The organism is Bacillus sp. SIMBA_008, from assembly GCF_046535495.1.
Lineage (GTDB): Bacteria > Bacillota > Bacilli > Bacillales > Bacillaceae > Bacillus > Bacillus subtilis.
Genome location: NZ_JAWRWL010000003.1, coordinates 268,680 through 284,164 on the forward strand (window position 1 = coordinate 268,680; position 15,485 = coordinate 284,164).

General features: G+C 45.6%; 16 protein-coding genes and 1 other RNA gene. 2 read left to right on the plus strand and 15 right to left on the minus strand.

Translation table 11 applies throughout. From position 1 onward, the window contains the following. Positions 1–61: 61 nt before the first annotated feature. The 3 genes from copA to csoR form a co-directional block, all read right to left on the minus strand. Positions 62–2,473 carry a copper-exporting P-type ATPase CopA gene (gene copA / locus SB658_RS12000; protein WP_144500553.1) on the minus strand — a complete coding sequence of 804 codons (2,412 nt, stop codon included), beginning with the start codon at positions 2,471–2,473 and terminating at the stop codon, positions 62–64. Between the two features lie 83 nt (positions 2,474–2,556). Continuing rightward, positions 2,557–2,766: a copper chaperone CopZ gene (gene copZ, locus SB658_RS12005; RefSeq protein WP_144500528.1), complete on the minus strand. Its 210-nt coding sequence runs from the start codon at positions 2,764–2,766 to the stop codon at positions 2,557–2,559. Between the two features lie 74 nt (positions 2,767–2,840). After that, on the minus strand, positions 2,841–3,146 hold the full coding sequence (csoR, locus tag SB658_RS12010; protein ID WP_003228404.1) for a copper-sensing transcriptional repressor CsoR: 306 nt from the start codon (positions 3,144–3,146) through the stop codon (positions 2,841–2,843). Between the two features lie 127 nt (positions 3,147–3,273). Between csoR and iolW the strand changes: the two genes are divergently transcribed. Further along, complete coding sequence (gene iolW, locus SB658_RS12015) at positions 3,274–4,350, plus strand: scyllo-inositol 2-dehydrogenase (RefSeq protein WP_014480865.1); 1,077 nt, start codon at positions 3,274–3,276, stop codon at positions 4,348–4,350. 36 nt (positions 4,351–4,386) lie between these two features. On the opposite strand, the gene azoRB is transcribed toward iolW, so the two are convergent. The 11 genes from azoRB to secG all read right to left on the minus strand — a co-directional run bounded on the left by azoRB (position 4,387) and on the right by secG (position 14,266). Beyond that, a complete protein-coding gene (gene azoRB, locus SB658_RS12020; RefSeq protein WP_003228400.1) occupies positions 4,387–5,022 on the minus strand; it encodes an FMN-dependent NADH-azoreductase AzoRB in 636 nt (211 codons plus the stop codon). 158 nt (positions 5,023–5,180) lie between these two features. Continuing rightward, positions 5,181–7,076 (minus strand): FUSC family protein, encoded by a 1,896-nt coding sequence (locus SB658_RS12025; protein ID WP_144500527.1) that lies wholly within the window; start codon positions 7,074–7,076, stop codon positions 5,181–5,183. A gap of 162 nt (positions 7,077–7,238) precedes the next feature. Further along, positions 7,239–7,640 carry a YvaD family protein gene (locus tag SB658_RS12030; RefSeq protein ID WP_003242541.1) on the minus strand — a complete coding sequence of 134 codons (402 nt, stop codon included), beginning with the start codon at positions 7,638–7,640 and terminating at the stop codon, positions 7,239–7,241. Further along, entirely contained in the window at positions 7,637–7,996 is a 360-nt protein-coding gene (locus tag SB658_RS12035) for a DMT family transporter (protein ID WP_003228392.1), read from the minus strand. The genes SB658_RS12030 and SB658_RS12035 overlap by 4 nt, the downstream gene beginning before the upstream one ends. Next, the gene (locus SB658_RS12040) at positions 7,993–8,565 is read right to left on the minus strand and encodes a TetR/AcrR family transcriptional regulator (protein WP_003228390.1); all 573 of its coding nucleotides are present in this window, start codon (positions 8,563–8,565) and stop codon (positions 7,993–7,995) included. The genes SB658_RS12035 and SB658_RS12040 overlap by 4 nt, the downstream gene beginning before the upstream one ends. A gap of 109 nt (positions 8,566–8,674) precedes the next feature. Beyond that, on the minus strand, positions 8,675–9,469 hold the full coding sequence (locus SB658_RS12045; RefSeq protein ID WP_029725936.1) for an SDR family NAD(P)-dependent oxidoreductase: 795 nt from the start codon (positions 9,467–9,469) through the stop codon (positions 8,675–8,677). A 182-nt stretch (positions 9,470–9,651) separates the two neighbouring features. After that, positions 9,652–10,014, minus strand: a transfer-messenger RNA (tmRNA) gene (gene ssrA, locus SB658_RS12050). Between the two features lie 176 nt (positions 10,015–10,190). Then, positions 10,191–10,661 (minus strand): SsrA-binding protein, encoded by a 471-nt coding sequence (gene smpB / locus SB658_RS12055; RefSeq protein WP_003220025.1) that lies wholly within the window; start codon positions 10,659–10,661, stop codon positions 10,191–10,193. A gap of 144 nt (positions 10,662–10,805) precedes the next feature. Continuing rightward, entirely contained in the window at positions 10,806–13,145 is a 2,340-nt protein-coding gene (gene rnr, locus SB658_RS12060) for a ribonuclease R (protein ID WP_003228386.1), read from the minus strand. An 18-nt stretch (positions 13,146–13,163) separates the two neighbouring features. Next, entirely contained in the window at positions 13,164–13,904 is a 741-nt protein-coding gene (locus SB658_RS12065) for an alpha/beta hydrolase (RefSeq protein WP_003242610.1), read from the minus strand. Positions 13,905–14,035: 131 nt separating this feature from the next. Beyond that, entirely contained in the window at positions 14,036–14,266 is a 231-nt protein-coding gene (gene secG / locus SB658_RS12070) for a preprotein translocase subunit SecG (RefSeq protein WP_003220028.1), read from the minus strand. 148 nt (positions 14,267–14,414) lie between these two features. Here secG and SB658_RS12075 point away from each other — a divergent pair, with 148 nt between their 5' ends. Beyond that, positions 14,415–15,185: an alpha/beta fold hydrolase gene (locus SB658_RS12075; protein ID WP_144500526.1), complete on the plus strand. Its 771-nt coding sequence runs from the start codon at positions 14,415–14,417 to the stop codon at positions 15,183–15,185. Between the two features lie 39 nt (positions 15,186–15,224). Here SB658_RS12075 and SB658_RS12080 read toward each other — a convergent pair whose 3' ends face one another. Beyond that, entirely contained in the window at positions 15,225–15,458 is a 234-nt protein-coding gene (locus SB658_RS12080) for a helix-turn-helix domain-containing protein (RefSeq protein WP_009968172.1), read from the minus strand. Between the last annotated feature and the right edge of the window lie 27 nt (positions 15,459–15,485).

A 15,485-nucleotide genomic window follows, 5' to 3' on the forward strand; every position in this document is an offset into this window, starting at 1 on the left:
TTATATGTTGTTTTCCAAGAAAGTGTCAATGAAAAACAAAAACCGGCATATAGCCGGTTTTTCATTTTACTTTTTGCAGACGAAGAGCATTCAGAACAACGGAAACGGAGCTGAATGCCATTGCTGCTCCTGCTATCCACGGTGCTAAAAATCCAAGTGCTGCGATTGGGATGCCTAGGCTGTTATAGCCAAGCGCCCAGAATAAATTTTGTTTAATGTTTTTCATTGTCAATCTGCTCATGCGGATTGCGTCGGCAATGCTGTTCAGATCGCCGCGAATCAGTGTAATGTCTGCTGTTTCCATGGCAATGTCCGTGCCGGTTCCAATCGCCATGCCGATGTCAGCTGTGGCAAGCGCCGGCGCATCGTTAATTCCGTCGCCTACCATTGCTGTCTGGCGGCCTTCTTTTTGCAAGCGGGCGATTTCCGCCGCCTTTTGTTCAGGAAGAACTTCCGCAATGATATTCGCAATTCCCGCTTCCTTCGCGATGGCTTCTGCGGTTCTGCGATTGTCTCCTGTCATCATGATGACATCAAGGCCCAACTCTTTCAGACGGGCAACAGCCTCCCTTGACGTGTCCTTAATCGTATCTGCAACTGCTACTAGCCCCGCTGGTTCTCCATCAATGGATACAAGCATAACTGTTTTCCCTTCGGCCTCTAGCTCTTCCATTTGGGCGAGAAGAGCCCCATGCTCAACCTGTTCGCTCTCCATTAATTTTCTTGTGCCGACGAGAATGCTTTTTCCTCCGGCTTCAGCCAAAATGCCTGCGCCGACTTTTGCTTCAAAGCGGGTAAGTTTCGGTATCTCAAGCCCTTTATCTTTCACGCCAGCAATAATCGCTTCGCCAAGCGGATGCTCTGATCCCGTTTCCGCTGCCGCTGCAAATTGAAGCAAATCTTTTTCTTCAAAACGGCCGAATGGAATGGCATCTGTCAGACGCGGCTTCCCGTTTGTCACGGTTCCGGTTTTATCAAGAACAATGGTATCGAGACGATGTGTTTTTTCTAAATGCTCGCCGCCTTTAAATAAAATCCCGAATTCAGCAGCGCGTCCAGATCCAGCCATTATGCTCGTCGGAGTGGCAAGACCGAGGGCGCAAGGACAGGCAATGACAAGAACCGCAATGAACTTGCTGATCGCTTCGGCAAAATCGCCAGGAGCCGCCCAAAGATACCAAATGAGAAAAGTGAGAACGGCAATCCCCAATACAATGGGCACAAAAATACCTGAAATCTGGTCAGCGAGACGCTGGATCGGCGCTTTTGACCCTTGAGCTTCCTCAACAATTTTGATGATATGAGAAAGCGCAGTATCCTTTCCGACGTTGACAGCTTTCATTTTCAGGAAACCGTTTGCGTTAACGGTTGAACCTGTCACGCTGTCACCAGGATTTTTGTCAACAGGAAGACTTTCTCCTGTAATCATCGATTCGTCAACTGCTGAGCGGCCTTCAACCACTTCTCCGTCGACAGGAATTCGTTCGCCGGGTTTGACGTAAACAATGTCATTAACAAGCACTTCGTCGATCGGGATGATTTGCTCCTGTCCGTCTCTTACAACAGTCGCTGTTTTCGCTTGAAGCTTCATCAGCTTTTTAATCGCATCCGAGGAACGGCCTTTTGCTTTTGTTTCAAACAACTTGCCTAATAAAATCAGCGTCAGCAAAATCGCGCTTGTTTCATAGTAAAGGCCGTCTGTATGCCCGTGAGAGCCAAGGCTTTGAAAAGTAAGATAAAGACTATAAGCGTAAGCAGCCGTCGTACCGAGGGCGACCAATACATCCATATTGGCGCTTTTATTTCTGAGTGCCTTATAAGCACCCACATAAAACGGCCAGCCGATCAGAAACTGGACTGGTGTCGCCAGCGCAAATTGCATCCACGGATTGAGAAATATATCCGGTACCCAAATGAATGATGTAAATGTAAAATGGCTCACCATCGCCCAAAGCAATGGAAACGACAGGACAGCTGAAAAAATCAGTCTCGCCGTTTGCTTCCGTTCTTCTTTCTTTTTAGCAGCAGCAGCCTCACTGTCCTGTTCCCCCTTCAGCTTTAGCTTATATCCAAGCTTATCTACCGCCTCTTTCAAATCGCTGACAGACGCTTCTTTTGGATTGTATTCGACTGTAACTGTTTCTAAAGCGAAGTTTACTGGAGCATTTGCGACGCCTTCTATTTTGTTAAGCCGTTTTTCAATCCGATTGGCGCAAGCCGCACAGGTCATGCCCTCAATATTGAATTCAGCTTTTTCTGTAACGACGTGATAGCCCAGCTTCTCTATTTTTTCCTGAATCGCTGCAGTCCCTGTTTCAGCAGGATCGTAGATTACATTTGATGTTTCCGTTGCCAGATTAACATTGGCATCCGTGACACCGGGCATCCGCTTCAGGCCTTTTTCAATTCTGGCAGCACATGCCGCACAGGTCATACCAGTGACCTGCATCGCGATTTCCTTTTGTTCACTCAACATACTCACTCCTTTATATACACCTGGGGGGTATATAAAAATGAAAGAAATATCGCACCTCCCTAAAGGCGCGATACCTTGAATCACTCAGCTACGTCATAGCCCTGATCTTCTATCGCATCCGCTATATCTTTGACTGATACTTTGTCAGCATCAAACGAAACATCGACTTTACCCGCTTCCAGATTGACATGAACGGCACTGACGCCGTCCAGTTCTCCTACGCTCGTTTCTACTGCTTTGACGCAGTGCTGACAGGACATTCCTCCAACTTGCAATGTTTTTTGTTCCATATCAATTCCTCCTGTTTATTCTTTGTATTTTTATCCTACCATACCCCCGTAGGGTATTACAATAAAAAAACGCTTTATGATTTTGTGAACTTTTTAAATACGTCCAAAAGCTCAGAAATGGCCTGTTCCCCGTCTCCGCTTTTGATGGCATCTGCTACACAATGATGGGCATGATCCTCAAGCAAATGAAGCGCCACATTTTTCATTGCCGCCTGAACAGCTGAAATTTGCACAAGAATATCTACACAATATCTGTCGTTTTCCACCATGTTTTGAATGCCTCTGACCTGACCCTCAATCCGCTTAAGCCGGTTTGTAATCTGATCCTTTTCTTTCGAGCTTTTATGGTTTAATGTTTTATGTTCGTTATGCTTTTCCATGCGTACACCTCTGTTTAATGATATTAATTCCCATTATACTGATTGTCCAAACGGTTGTCTAAGCATGCCGACGCAAAAAATGAATCAGTTAGGTTTTACCATTTGATCAGGAGGGTATATACTTCTGTTGATAACGCTTTTAAAGGGGAGAAGAAAAGTGGATACGATCAAGGTTGGAATATTAGGATACGGATTGTCCGGTTCTGTTTTTCACGGGCCGCTGCTGGATGTTCTGGATGAATATCAAATCAGCAAAATCATGACATCTCGGACAGAAGAAGTGAAACGGGACTTTCCAGATGCTGAGGTTGTACATGAGCTTGAGGAAATCACAAATGACCCTGCCATTGAGCTTGTCATTGTCACCACCCCGAGCGGCCTTCATTACGAGCATGCTATGGCATGCATACAGGCCGGAAAACATGTTGTGATGGAAAAACCAATGACAGCAACAGCCGAAGAGGGGGAAACATTAAAAAGGGCTGCCGATGAAAAAGGCGTATTATTAAGCGTATATCATAACCGACGCTGGGATAACGACTTTTTAACGATTAAAAAGCTGATCTCTGAGGGATCTCTTGAAGATATCAATACATATCAAGTTTCCTATGACCGCTACAGACCTGAAGTTCAAGCGCGGTGGCGGGAAAAAGAAGGCATTGCCACTGGTACGCTGTATGATCTCGGCTCCCACATCATAGACCAAACCCTGCATTTGTTTGGGATGCCTAAAGCCGTGACTGCAAACGTGATGGCCCAGCGGGAAAATGCCGAAACGGTTGACTATTTTCATTTAACCCTGGACTATGGCAAGCTTCAAGCCATTCTATACGGGGGATCAATCGTTCCGGCAAACGGACCTCGTTATCAAATCCATGGAAAAGATTCCAGCTTTATCAAATACGGAATTGACGGACAGGAAGACGCACTCAGAGCGGGAAGAAAACCAGAGGATGACAGCTGGGGTGCAGATGATCCGGAGTTTTACGGACAGCTTACAACCATTCGTGGCTCCGGCAAAAAAACAGAAACGATCCCATCAGTAAATGGCTCCTACCTTACTTATTACCGCAAAATAGCGGAAAGCATACGGGAAGGTGCTGCGCTGCCAGTCACTGCTGAGGAAGGTATTAATGTCATCCGCATCATTGAAGCCGCGATGAAAAGCAGTAAAGAGAAACGAACCATTATGCTGGAGCACTAAAACAAAAGCCTCCCCAAATAAGGGGAGGCTTTTTCATTAGAATGTTTTTCCTGCTTCTTTCGCACGCGCAATCGCGTCTTCTTTGATTTGCTGTGCTTTATCAGGCTCCGCATTATGTCCCTCTACGAAAATGCCTTCGAATGATGGTACGCCGAAGAAGTTCATCATGATGCCGATGTAGCGGTGTCCCATTTCCATCTCAGCCGCAGGGCCTTCTGAATAGTAGCCGCCGCGAGCTTGGATATGAATTGCTTTTTTATCAGTCAACAAGCCGACAGGACCTTGTTCTGTGTATTTGAATGATTTTCCTGCAACAGCAACAGAATCGAGATACGCTTTCATCACTGGCGGGAATGAGAAGTTCCATAAAGGTGTAACAAATACGTACTTATCAGCTGATGCAAATTGATCGCTAAGCTCTCCCAAACGGCCTACTTTCGCTTTTTCGCTTTCAGAAAGCTCTTCAAAGCCTGTACCTGACTGAAGCTTTCCCCATCCGCTGAATACATCTGCGTCAATGTGCGGGATGTTTTCTTTGTACAAATCGATATGTACAACTTCATCATTTGGATTTGCTTCTTTGTAAGATTCGATAAATGCTTTACCTGTTGCCATACTGTACGAAGTTGCTTCGTCATGCGGATGAGCAGTGATATATAATACTTTTGCCATTTTTACCAGCCCTTTCGTTTTTAAAAATCACACACCAATTATTATCATACAGATGCATAATGATTATTCTGTCTCTCTTAGACTTTATTATAGAGACAAAGAAATTTACTTTCAAGTAAAACATCTCGAATTAAAGATTATTTAACTTTCCAAACAGCTTACTTTTCAAAAGCTGTTCTCAAGCCTGAATACAGCGCGGACAATTCTTTACTGATTCGAGGATAATGAGGAACATGCGGCACTTTAATATCCGCAGGTATCCTTTTCATGATAAAGGATTGCTGAGCCTGTTCAAAAAACGCCCGCAGCTGGTTGATCTCTTCATCAGAAAACGGAGCAGGCGGACGGCGGTGAGCTTGGGCCGAGAGCAAATAGTACCCTAAGTGCTGAGCACCGGAAATGGCAGGCCAGAGCGCATCAGCATTCGCATGAGGAAACTCTCCAAGCGCCTTGTCATACGCATCCCGAAGCCTGACAAGGCTCACCCTTAACTTGTGTTCGTCGGCTTTCTGCCCGGTTAACAGTTTCTCCATAAACTGCCCTTCCAGCCGGATGACGTTCCTCATCAGTTCAGGCAGTCGCTTCGTTGAAAACCGCCGCCACAAAAGTATTGTTCCCAACAGCCCGATCACGCTGCCGACAGCTACATCAGTCAGCCTCGCTATCATAAAATAACCGGCACCCGCGCCGCCATGCATACTTTCTGTGATAACAAGCGCATTTGCGGTTAAAAAGGGAACAGCCAGCGCATAATTGCGGACGATCAGCATCTCAAGAAGACATTGCAGCGCTGCAATACAAAACGCAATATAAACACCGCCCGGCTTAAAAAACAGGATTGCGCCTGCCAGCATAACACCGATCACCGTTCCGGCCGAACGCTGAATAGCCCTGTGAAGCGTAAAAACAACAGTAGTGCCAAGCATGACCGCTGCTGCCGAAAGCGGAATCCAATAGGAGCGTGCAAAGCCGAATGCGAGGGCAAACATATCGGCGGCAAACAGAACAATTCCGTACTTTAACGCTCTAATTAAAACTGGAGACTTCCAGTCAAAAGCATTTCTCAAAAAGTAAAAAGAGGATGGCAGGCGGCTCGGCTCCCCGTCAAGCTGCTTATCAAAACGTTCTGAAGCGATATTCAAAACCTCATTGATTTCTTCAAACAGCTTCCGCCTAGGCTCAGATTCGTTCTCATTAATCTGAAACGTACCGGAAACCCGTGCATGCGCAAGCATATCTCCGGTTTGGCGAAGTGCCTTTTCAATCTGCGCGGTCTCTCTGTCCGGCGTTTCAGCTGAAAAATGAATAATGGCAAGGAATATGTCGTCAGCTTTTTCAAGGAGGCGGAAAAATCGTTCATCATGCCGCGATTTTTTCCGTCTGTTCCCTTTCCCAAGAACTGTTTGGCGGGCTGTTCTAAGCATGAGCACCGTCTGATGCTGTGCGTTATGAAAACCTGGCGTTCCGACGGCTGAAAGACATGCAGCCAGCTGATGATATGTTTTTTGCAGCACCGCTCCCTCCGGTCCATGTTTGTTCCATAACCATCCGATTAAAGCGATACCCATGGCGAAAATGCCGCCGAGAAACGTCAGTCCCGCTCTGAACAGCGCTTGTGAAGGATCGGGCTGCAAACCGGAACTGACTAAAAAGGCAAGGACAAAAAACATCGGCGCAGGGCCTTGAATGCCGAGCGCGCTAAAAATAAACATCGCCGCTGCACCGATCAGCCCCAAAACAGCCGCCATCATCCAAAGCGTCCCGGACAAAAGCGTCCCTAAACCAAATGAGAGGGCGATCCCAATAGAAACCAAGAGCAGCTTCAAGGCGCGCTTTTTGTACGATTCACCGCCCGCATATAAATAAACAAAGCCTCCGATACTTGCAATTAATCCGTAATCCGTGTGACCTGCCAATGCACCGACCAGCACAGGAAACCCTGAAGCGAAACCTGATCCGATAGCCTTTTTCCAAGGAAATGGATTTGCATGAATGCGAAAGGCATCCTTCACGATAGGCATGATTCTTTGATTGTTCGCAGCAGTTTTGTTCATTTGACAAAATCCTTTTCAATGAATGTGTAGAACTTTTCCCGTTTCTTCGCTTTAGTATGCCCAAAAACGCGGTTAGCTTCTCAATTGGTGCGCACGATAAAAAAACAGAGACTTATACCGTCTCTGCTTCATTACATCAGTTTATTATAAAAGCGGCACCTGTCAGGACTGTTTTGTCCTTCTGCCTTCCTTCAAGAGCAGGTGAATAAAAAATAAAGGATAAATCAATAGATACCCATTAAACAGCCACCACACAAGATCAAAGTCACTGCTGAATGTCCAGAATGATAGCGCCTGCAGACCTGAACAACAGGTCAGCACAAGAGAAATCAGCGCCATCAGCTTCCAGTCAGCTCGATTCACCCGCTGTAGGTACAAGCTGTACAACCCTGTGACAGAAATCAGGATATCCAGCGGAAAAAAAGACCAGTTCCATGCGATCATAAACGGATGGTCATGATGTTTAAAAGCCCAGCTTTCCGGTATGAGCGAAAATCCGGCTGACAGCCAGTACAAGATAAAACCGATATCAGTCACGAGAAAAAACAGCTTCATATATCTCATTTGTACTGCCCGCTTTTATGTACCGGCTCAGACACCGCAGCATGCTCGATCAGGTTTAAAGACACAACACCGGCAATAATCAATCCAATTGAAATGACTTTCATGACACTCACATGTTCTTGAAAAAACAAAAAACCAACGACTGTAATCAGGACAATTCCCATCCCTGACCATACAGCATAAGCAACAGATACATCAATGGATTTAAGCGTAAGCGTCAGAAAGAAAAGACTCCCTCCATAAAAGAAAATCAACAGCAAACTGGGAATAAGCTTTGTAAAACCAGACGATAGCTTCATGCTGACCGTTCCCGCAACCTCAAACAAAATCGCCAAGCATAGAAACACCCAATTCACGTGGCATCAGCCTCCTCATCAGCTGTTATACCGTTAAACAAAACATCTACAATTGATTCAAGCACCTCTCCTGTCGTGAACTGATGTTTCAGTGGATATTCAGGGTCATACACTTGGTTGATGCTCCCTATATACATGTGAACAAACAGGTCCGGATTGATGTTTCTGATTCTCTTTTGCTGTTTGCACTCGTTTAATAATGCTAGGACAATGGCCCATTCTGCCTTAATAAACGTGTCTAATGTAAGCCACGCATCGTAATGGTATTTCTTTAGTTCATTTAATAATCCCATGTTCAGCAGTTCCATCCCCTGTGGAAGGCTGATCAGCATTTTTTTCACCTTTTCAAGCACATTTAAACTTTCATTTTCATAGATGTCTCTTTCTATTTGCTTCATTTCAGCTATAAATTGTTCGACAACCGCCTCAACAAGCTGATCTTTAGATGAATAATATGCATAGAGCGTCCGCTTGCTCGTTCCCAGCGCTGCCGCCAAATCATTCATCGTAAATGAAAATCCTTTCTGCTTAATCAGCCGGATGGTTTCCGCCATAATTCTTTTTTCCACATTAATCCCCCGCTTTCGGTACCAAGAAAACTATTTAGGTACCAATATTATACGGCAGAAATTTATGGAAATCAACAATATATAAAAAACCTCTCCTGTTGGGAGAGGTTTAAAAGACACTGCGGACCAAACCGCCGTCCGCCCGAAGTGCCGCACCATTGATCGCAGAGGAAAGCGGGCTGCTTAAAAATGTAACGAAGTGGGCGATTTCTTCCGGACGGATCAGTCTTTGAATAATAGATGTCGGCCGGTTTTCTTTCATAAAACGTGCCTCAGCTTCTTGAACAGTCAGGTTTTCACCAGGATACAGCGAGTTCAGCATGGTTTCCACACCCTCTGTTAAGGTAGAGCCCGGCATGACGGTGTTGACTGTGACATTCGTGCCGGTTGCCAGCTCCGCCAAACTGCGGGAAATGGACAGCTGCATCGTTTTTGTCGCACTGTAATGCGCCATTTCCTGTGACGGCATAATCGCCGCTTCACTGGCAATGAAAATCACACGCCCTTCCTTTTTCTCTATCATGTTATGCAAATACCTGCGTGTCAGCCTTACACCGCTCATAATATTCACTTCAAAAAAACGAAACCATTCATCGTCGGGAATATCAAAGTACTCCGCCTGTTCAAAAATCCCTAAATTGTTGACCAAAATATCAACCTCTGGATATGCCTGAAACAGCTCATTGCAGCCTTCTTCTGTTCCCAAATCAAATGCAGCCGGATAAAGAACCGCTTCAGCATGTTGTGTTTTCAGTTCATCTATCGTCTGATTCACTTTCTCTTCCCGGCGTCCGTTAATGATCACTGCCGCACCTTCTTCAGCTAACGAAGAGGCAATAGCTTTTCCGATCCCAGATGTCGAACCGGTCACCAGTGCGGTTTTTCCTTGTAAATTCAGTTTCATTATTCATCCCTCCGTTTTTGATTCCTCTTATTTATTGACAGAAATCTGATTGGTGAAACATCTGCTCTGCAATCAGTATGAAACAGCTGGGATTGAAATGGAAGTACGCACTTTTTGGTGCCTGTGGTTTGGAGAATAAATAAAGCAGAACCTCTTGAGAGGTTCTGCTTTATTGTCAGTATGTATGGAGACGGTGGGAGTCGAACCCACGTCCAGAAACATCGATTACTTAAGCGTCTACGAGCGTAGCCTGCATATTTATGGTTTCACTCATCTTCTTGCCTGCGGGCGGGCCTTCCGAGAGCTAGTCTGTTCATCTCTTCTTACGTTCTCAGACAGGAACGCAAGCGTAGCCTACTTGGATGTGCTCTTCACAGACACATAGGCAATGTCAGGAAGAGCTCGCTGCGCTTATTAGGCAGCTAATGCTACGTTTTGGTTAAAACTGTTAGTTTTGCCAGTTATATTTAAGTGCGTGTTTACGAGATCGCCTCTCGGCTCGCAGCTCAAGCTCGATCCATCCCTGTCGAATCCGTAACGTCCCCTTGGTATAAGGGAAATACGGGAGAAAATATCAAGCTCTCACTCAAACTGGCTATAGTCTTATTATAACATGATCACGGCTCTTTTCAATTGTCAAATCCTTCAAATGAATGGCGTCGTGATCTGATCGTGAACACAGTATAGCACAGGCCTGATTTTCGAATCAAGCACTATGCCTTTAGAAGCCTTTTTGACTGTCTCTGAACGCTCTTTCGATTTCCCGCTTCGCGTCCTTGCGCTTCAGATCTTCCCGTTTGTCATAGTTCTTCTTCCCTTTTCCAAGGCCTAGAAGCACTTTGGCAAAGCCGTTTTTTAAATACAGCTTCAGCGGAACGAGAGAATAGCCTTTTTCCTTTGTTAACCCGATCAGCTTATTAATCTCCTTGCGGTGCATTAACAGCTTTCTTGTCCGGAGCGGATCGTGGTTATAGCGGTTTCCCTGCTCATATGGGCTGACGTGCATATTGTGGAGAAACACTTCTCCCCGTTCGATTTTGGCGAAGGAATCTTTAAGGTTTACGCGGCCGGCGCGAATCGATTTGATTTCGGTTCCTTGCAGAACGATGCCTGTTTCATAGGTTTCTTCTATAAAATAATCGTGGTTGGCTTTCTTATTTTGAGATAATACTTTTCCTGACCCTTTTGGCATGCCAGAACCTCCTCTCTCTAAGGAAAAACTGTCCACCTTTTGCGATACGCTCTATTTTACCAAATGTCACGTACCGCTACAATGAAAAGCTGTTTCCGAAAGAAAGCAAATAGAGCGCTGCGGCCCTATTTGCTGGTTGAGCTGCTATTTCTTCTTTTTCCGTTTCTGTTTCGGAGCATTCTGGAAGCCGCGTTTTTTCTTTTTCTTCTTCGGCTTAGTGAACCACTCCCCTTTTTCCTCAGACGGAGCTGGAGAAACAGGTGTATTGGTGCTTTGAACACGTTTTCTGGCAGGCTTTCCGCGTTTTCTGCTCCGGCTGCTGTCCAATTCTCTCGGACGCCGCGGAGTGCCCTTCATGCCGACAATTTCAAAGTCGATATTGCGCTCATCTTTATTGACATCGACAACCTTGACTGTGATTTCATCCCCGATGCGGAAGACGTTGCCTGTCCGCTCGCCAATCATTGCGAAATGCTGTTCGTCAAAGCGGTAGTAGTCATCTGTCATAAAGCTGACATGGACGAGTCCTTCAATTGTATTCGGCAGCTCGACGAACATTCCGAAGTTTGTCACAGAGCTGATCATGCCGTCAAACTCTTCACCGATTTTATCAAGCATGTATTCCGCTTTTTTCAGATCATCCGTCTCACGCTCGGCGTCAACTGCACGGCGCTCCATTGATGATGTATGTTCGGCGATATCCGGCAGTCGTTCAGCCCACTTTTCCTGTGTCGCTTCATCGACTTTGCCGTTGATCAAATACGTTCGGATCAGACGGTGAACGATTAAGTCCGGGTAACGGCGGATCGGCGATGTGAAATGCGTATAGAATTCCGTTGACAGACCGAAGTGCCCCAAGCTTTGCGGGTCGTATTTCGCCTGTTTCATCGAACGGAGCATAACAGTAGATATAACCGTTTCCTCTGGTCTGTCACGCACAGCGTCCAGAATGCTTTGCAGCGCGCGCGGATGAATATTTCCCGCCGTTCCTTTCACCACATAGCCAAATGTCGTCACAAACTCTAAAAACTTTTGCAGCTTTTCAGCATTCGGCTCTTCGTGAATCCGGTATATAAACGGGACGTTCATCCAATGGAAATGCTCCGCTACTGTTTCGTTTGCCACAAGCATAAATTCTTCAATCAGCTTCTCGGCGACAGAGCGTTCTCTGATCACAACGTCTTTAACTGCTCCTTCGTCATCAACAAGCACCTTTGCTTCTTTGAAATCAAAGTCAACGGCGCCGCGGTCCATCCGCTTATCGCGCAGAATTTGAGCCAGACGCTCCATGTCTTTGAACATCGGAACAAGAGGCTCGTATTTTTGTTTCAGCTCTTCATCATCGTCAACAAGAATTTTATTCACATCTGAATATGTCATTCTTTCCGTTGTTTTGATGACACTTTGGAAGATCTCGTGCTCTGTCACCTGTCCCTGACTGTTAATGGTCATTTCACAAGAAAGCGTCAGGCGGTCAACCTTTGGATTTAAGGAGCAGATGCCGTTTGACAATCTGTGCGGAATCATCGGGATGACACGGTCAACCAGATACACACTTGTCCCTCTTTCAAGCGCTTCTTTGTCAATCGGCGAGTTTTCAGTTACGTAATGGCTGACATCAGCTATGTGAACGCCAAGCTTGTAGCTTCCATCATCAAGTTTCGTCACGGTAACTGCATCATCCAAATCCTTCGCATCCGCACCATCAATGGTGACAATCACCTGGTCACGGAGATCACGGCGGTCTTTCAGATCTTTTTCATCAATCGTGTCAGGCGTACTTGATGCCTGTTCCATCGCGTCAGCTGGAAATTCTCCCGGCAGGCCGTGCTTATGAATGACCGATAAAATATCAATGCCCGGGTCGTTTTTGTGGCCTAGAATGGTTTCAACCTCACCCTCTGCGTTCATGCGGCCTTCAGGATAGCTCGTCAGCTTGACAACAACCTTATGCCCTTCCGCAGCTCCATTTTTCCCATTTTTCGGAATGAAGATGTCACTCGTGATTTTTTTGTCGTCCGGAATGACAAAGCCGAAGTTTCTCGTTTCTGTATACGTGCCGACAACCCGCTGAATCGCTCTTTCTAAAATCCGTATGACGGTTCCTTCCTGCCTGGAGCCGCTTGACTGTGAATTTAGACGCACCATGACGATATCGCCGTTCATTGCCGTATTTAGCTCATTAGGCGGAATAAACACATCACTTAACGACGTATCTTCAGGCAGCAAAAAGGCGAATCCTTTCGCATGCGCTGAAATCTTTCCTTTTATTAAATTCATCTTCTCCGGAATGCCGTAACGGTCGCTTCTCGTCCGTACGATAAGGCCTTTTTCTTCCAAGGCGACTAACGCTTTGACGAGCTCTTTAAACTCCTCGGCTTCCGTAATATTTAACATCTCCTCAAGTTCCTGAACGGTCAGAGGTTTGTACGCCTCTTCCTTCATAAACGAGAGAAGCTTTTCCATAAATGCTTCTTTTTCCATTATCCGACCTCCTGTTGATTACCAATCGAGCTTCTCTAAAAATTCATACACATCCTGATGGACGAGGTCACGTTCTTTGTCGAGTGTAATGACATGCCCTGATTCCTCGTACCATTTCAGCTGTTTATCATCAGTTTCCACTTCGTTGTAAATAATATTGGCGCTTTCGGTATTAATCATGTGGTCATGACGGGCCTGCACCACAAATGTCGGTGAATAAATCATATCGACATTATTCCGCACATCAGCAATTAAGTCTTGCAGCGCCTTGAGGGTATTCATCGGCGTTTTTTCGAATTCTTTCATTTCCTCTTCAATTTGCTCCGGGCTTTTCCCCTCAAACTTTTTGTAATTGCGAGCGTATGAAAGAACGCCTTGATACATGACCTCTTCACTCTTAATATGCATCGGTGCGCACATTGGGACAATTCCCTTTATGGGTACAGTGTAACCCAATTTCAGCGAAAAAACCCCGCCAAGCGACAGTCCGCAGGCAGCAATGCTCTCATAGCCTTCAGATTTTAAGTATTCATAGCCATCCATTACGTTTTTCCACCAGTCTTCGGGCCCCGTATGTACAAGTTCTTCAGGCGGGACGCCATGTCCTTCATATTGAGGCGCGTGGCACGTATAGCCGCGTTCATTCAAATATCGTCCCAGCATCCTTACATCCGCTGTATTTCCTGTAAAGCCGTGCAGCAAAAGCACCGCTTTGTCTCCGCCTTTAAATGTAAATGGTTTTGGTGTCACAACTTTCATGCTCATGTCTCCCTTTCTATCTGCACGATCATTTTAGTTTTCCACAGTTTAATCAGAAAAAAACGTTTTGAATATCATCCAGAAACGTGAAAAAGGCCTGACTTCACATCAGACCTTATACAAACATTGCCCTATAGGATATAAGCAAGCGCAATCGTTAACACGAAAAACAAGACTGCCAGCACTACCGTAATGCGGTGCAAAATTAAATCAAGACCTCTTGCTTTTTGTTTCCCGAAGAGCTGCTCCGCTCCGCCTGAAATCGCACCAGATAATCCGGCGCTTTTACTGGATTGAAGCAAAACGACAATAATAAGTGCAATGCTGACGATAACCAATAAGGTAATCAAAACTGCGTGCATCCCATACACCTCCAGACTCACTGGCTACATTACTTCTATTTTACATGAAAAGGGTTGGCATGTCACGCTGTATCAGACGCCAAAAGGCCGGATAAGACGTTTTATCTTGGTTACCCTATTCATATGAAAAGGCCAAAGGAGAAAAGCGATGCCGCTTATCAGCATAGACAGCAGGAAACATCTTTTTTATGAAGAATATGGACAGGGAATCCCTATCATTTTTATCCACCCGCCGGGCATGGGACGCAAGGTTTTTTATTATCAGCGCCTTCTATCCAAGCATTTCAGGGTGATTTTTCCCGATTTAAGCTGCCACGGTGATAGTGATCACATCGATCAGCCAGCGTCTATTTCCTATTACGCAAACGAGATCGCGCAATTCATGGACGCTTTGGACATTGATAAAGCTGTGTTATTCGGGTATTCTGCCGGAGGCTTAATCGCGCAGCATATCGGCTTCACCCACCCGGACAAAGTGTCACACCTTATTCTGTCCGGCGCCTACCCCGCTGTTCATAACGTAATCGGCCAGAAGCTGCACAAACTGGGAATGTATCTGCTTGAAAAAAACCCCGGTTTGCTCATGAAAATCCTCGCTGGCAGCCACACAAAAGACAGACAGCTTCGCAGCATATTAACAGACCATATGAAAAAAGCAGACCTGGCACATTGGCATCAGTATTATCTGGATTCGCTTGGCTACAGCTGCATTGAACAGCTGCCCCGCCTAGACATGCCAATGCTGTTTATGTATGGCGGCCTGCGGGACTGGACCTTTACAAACGCAGGCTATTACCGAAGATCGTGCAGACATGCCGAATTTTTCAGATTGGAATATCAGGGACATCAATTGCCGACAAAACAATGGAAAACGTGCAATGAGCTGGTGACAGGGTTTGTGCTGACACATCATTCATAGGAATAGAAAACGCTTGGCTTCCTTGCGTTTTTTGTTACTTTATTGACTTTTGTCAACAAAATCATAGTAAAAAAGATCCTCAAATTTCAAATTAAAATAGTGAAGCATTTTACCGATCACAAGCTGCCCCGGCCGTCTTTCTCCATTCAGCACGCGGCTCAGTGTGGCGGGTGAGACTCCGATTTCCAGCGCAAGCTGATTAAGGGAATAATCGTTATTAACCATATACTGCAAGACATAATCACGTCTAATCTGTATCTTTTCTACTGGCACTTTCCTCACCTTCCATTCCTGAAAAAC

Coding starts and splice junctions, on each gene's coding strand:
- copZ (WP_144500528.1), bottom strand. CDS start 2,766: ATGGAACAAAAAACATTGCAAGTTGGAGGAATGTCCTGTCAGCACTGC.
- csoR (WP_003228404.1), bottom strand. CDS start 3,146: ATGGAAAAGCATAACGAACATAAAACATTAAACCATAAAAGCTCGAAA.
- azoRB (WP_003228400.1), bottom strand. CDS start 5,022: ATGGCAAAAGTATTATATATCACTGCTCATCCGCATGACGAAGCAACT.
- SB658_RS12025 (WP_144500527.1), bottom strand. CDS start 7,076: ATGAACAAAACTGCTGCGAACAATCAAAGAATCATGCCTATCGTGAAG.
- SB658_RS12030 (WP_003242541.1), bottom strand. CDS start 7,640: ATGAGATATATGAAGCTGTTTTTTCTCGTGACTGATATCGGTTTTATC.
- SB658_RS12045 (WP_029725936.1), bottom strand. CDS start 9,469: ATGAAACTGAATTTACAAGGAAAAACCGCACTGGTGACCGGTTCGACA.
- smpB (WP_003220025.1), bottom strand. CDS start 10,661: ATGCCAAAAGGGTCAGGAAAAGTATTATCTCAAAATAAGAAAGCCAAC.
- rnr (WP_003228386.1), bottom strand. CDS start 13,145: ATGGAAAAAGAAGCATTTATGGAAAAGCTTCTCTCGTTTATGAAGGAA.
- SB658_RS12065 (WP_003242610.1), bottom strand. CDS start 13,904: ATGAAAGTTGTGACACCAAAACCATTTACATTTAAAGGCGGAGACAAA.
- secG (WP_003220028.1), bottom strand. CDS start 14,266: ATGCACGCAGTTTTGATTACCTTATTGGTTATCGTCAGCATTGCACTT.
- SB658_RS12075 (WP_144500526.1), top strand. CDS start 14,415: ATGCCGCTTATCAGCATAGACAGCAGGAAACATCTTTTTTATGAAGAA.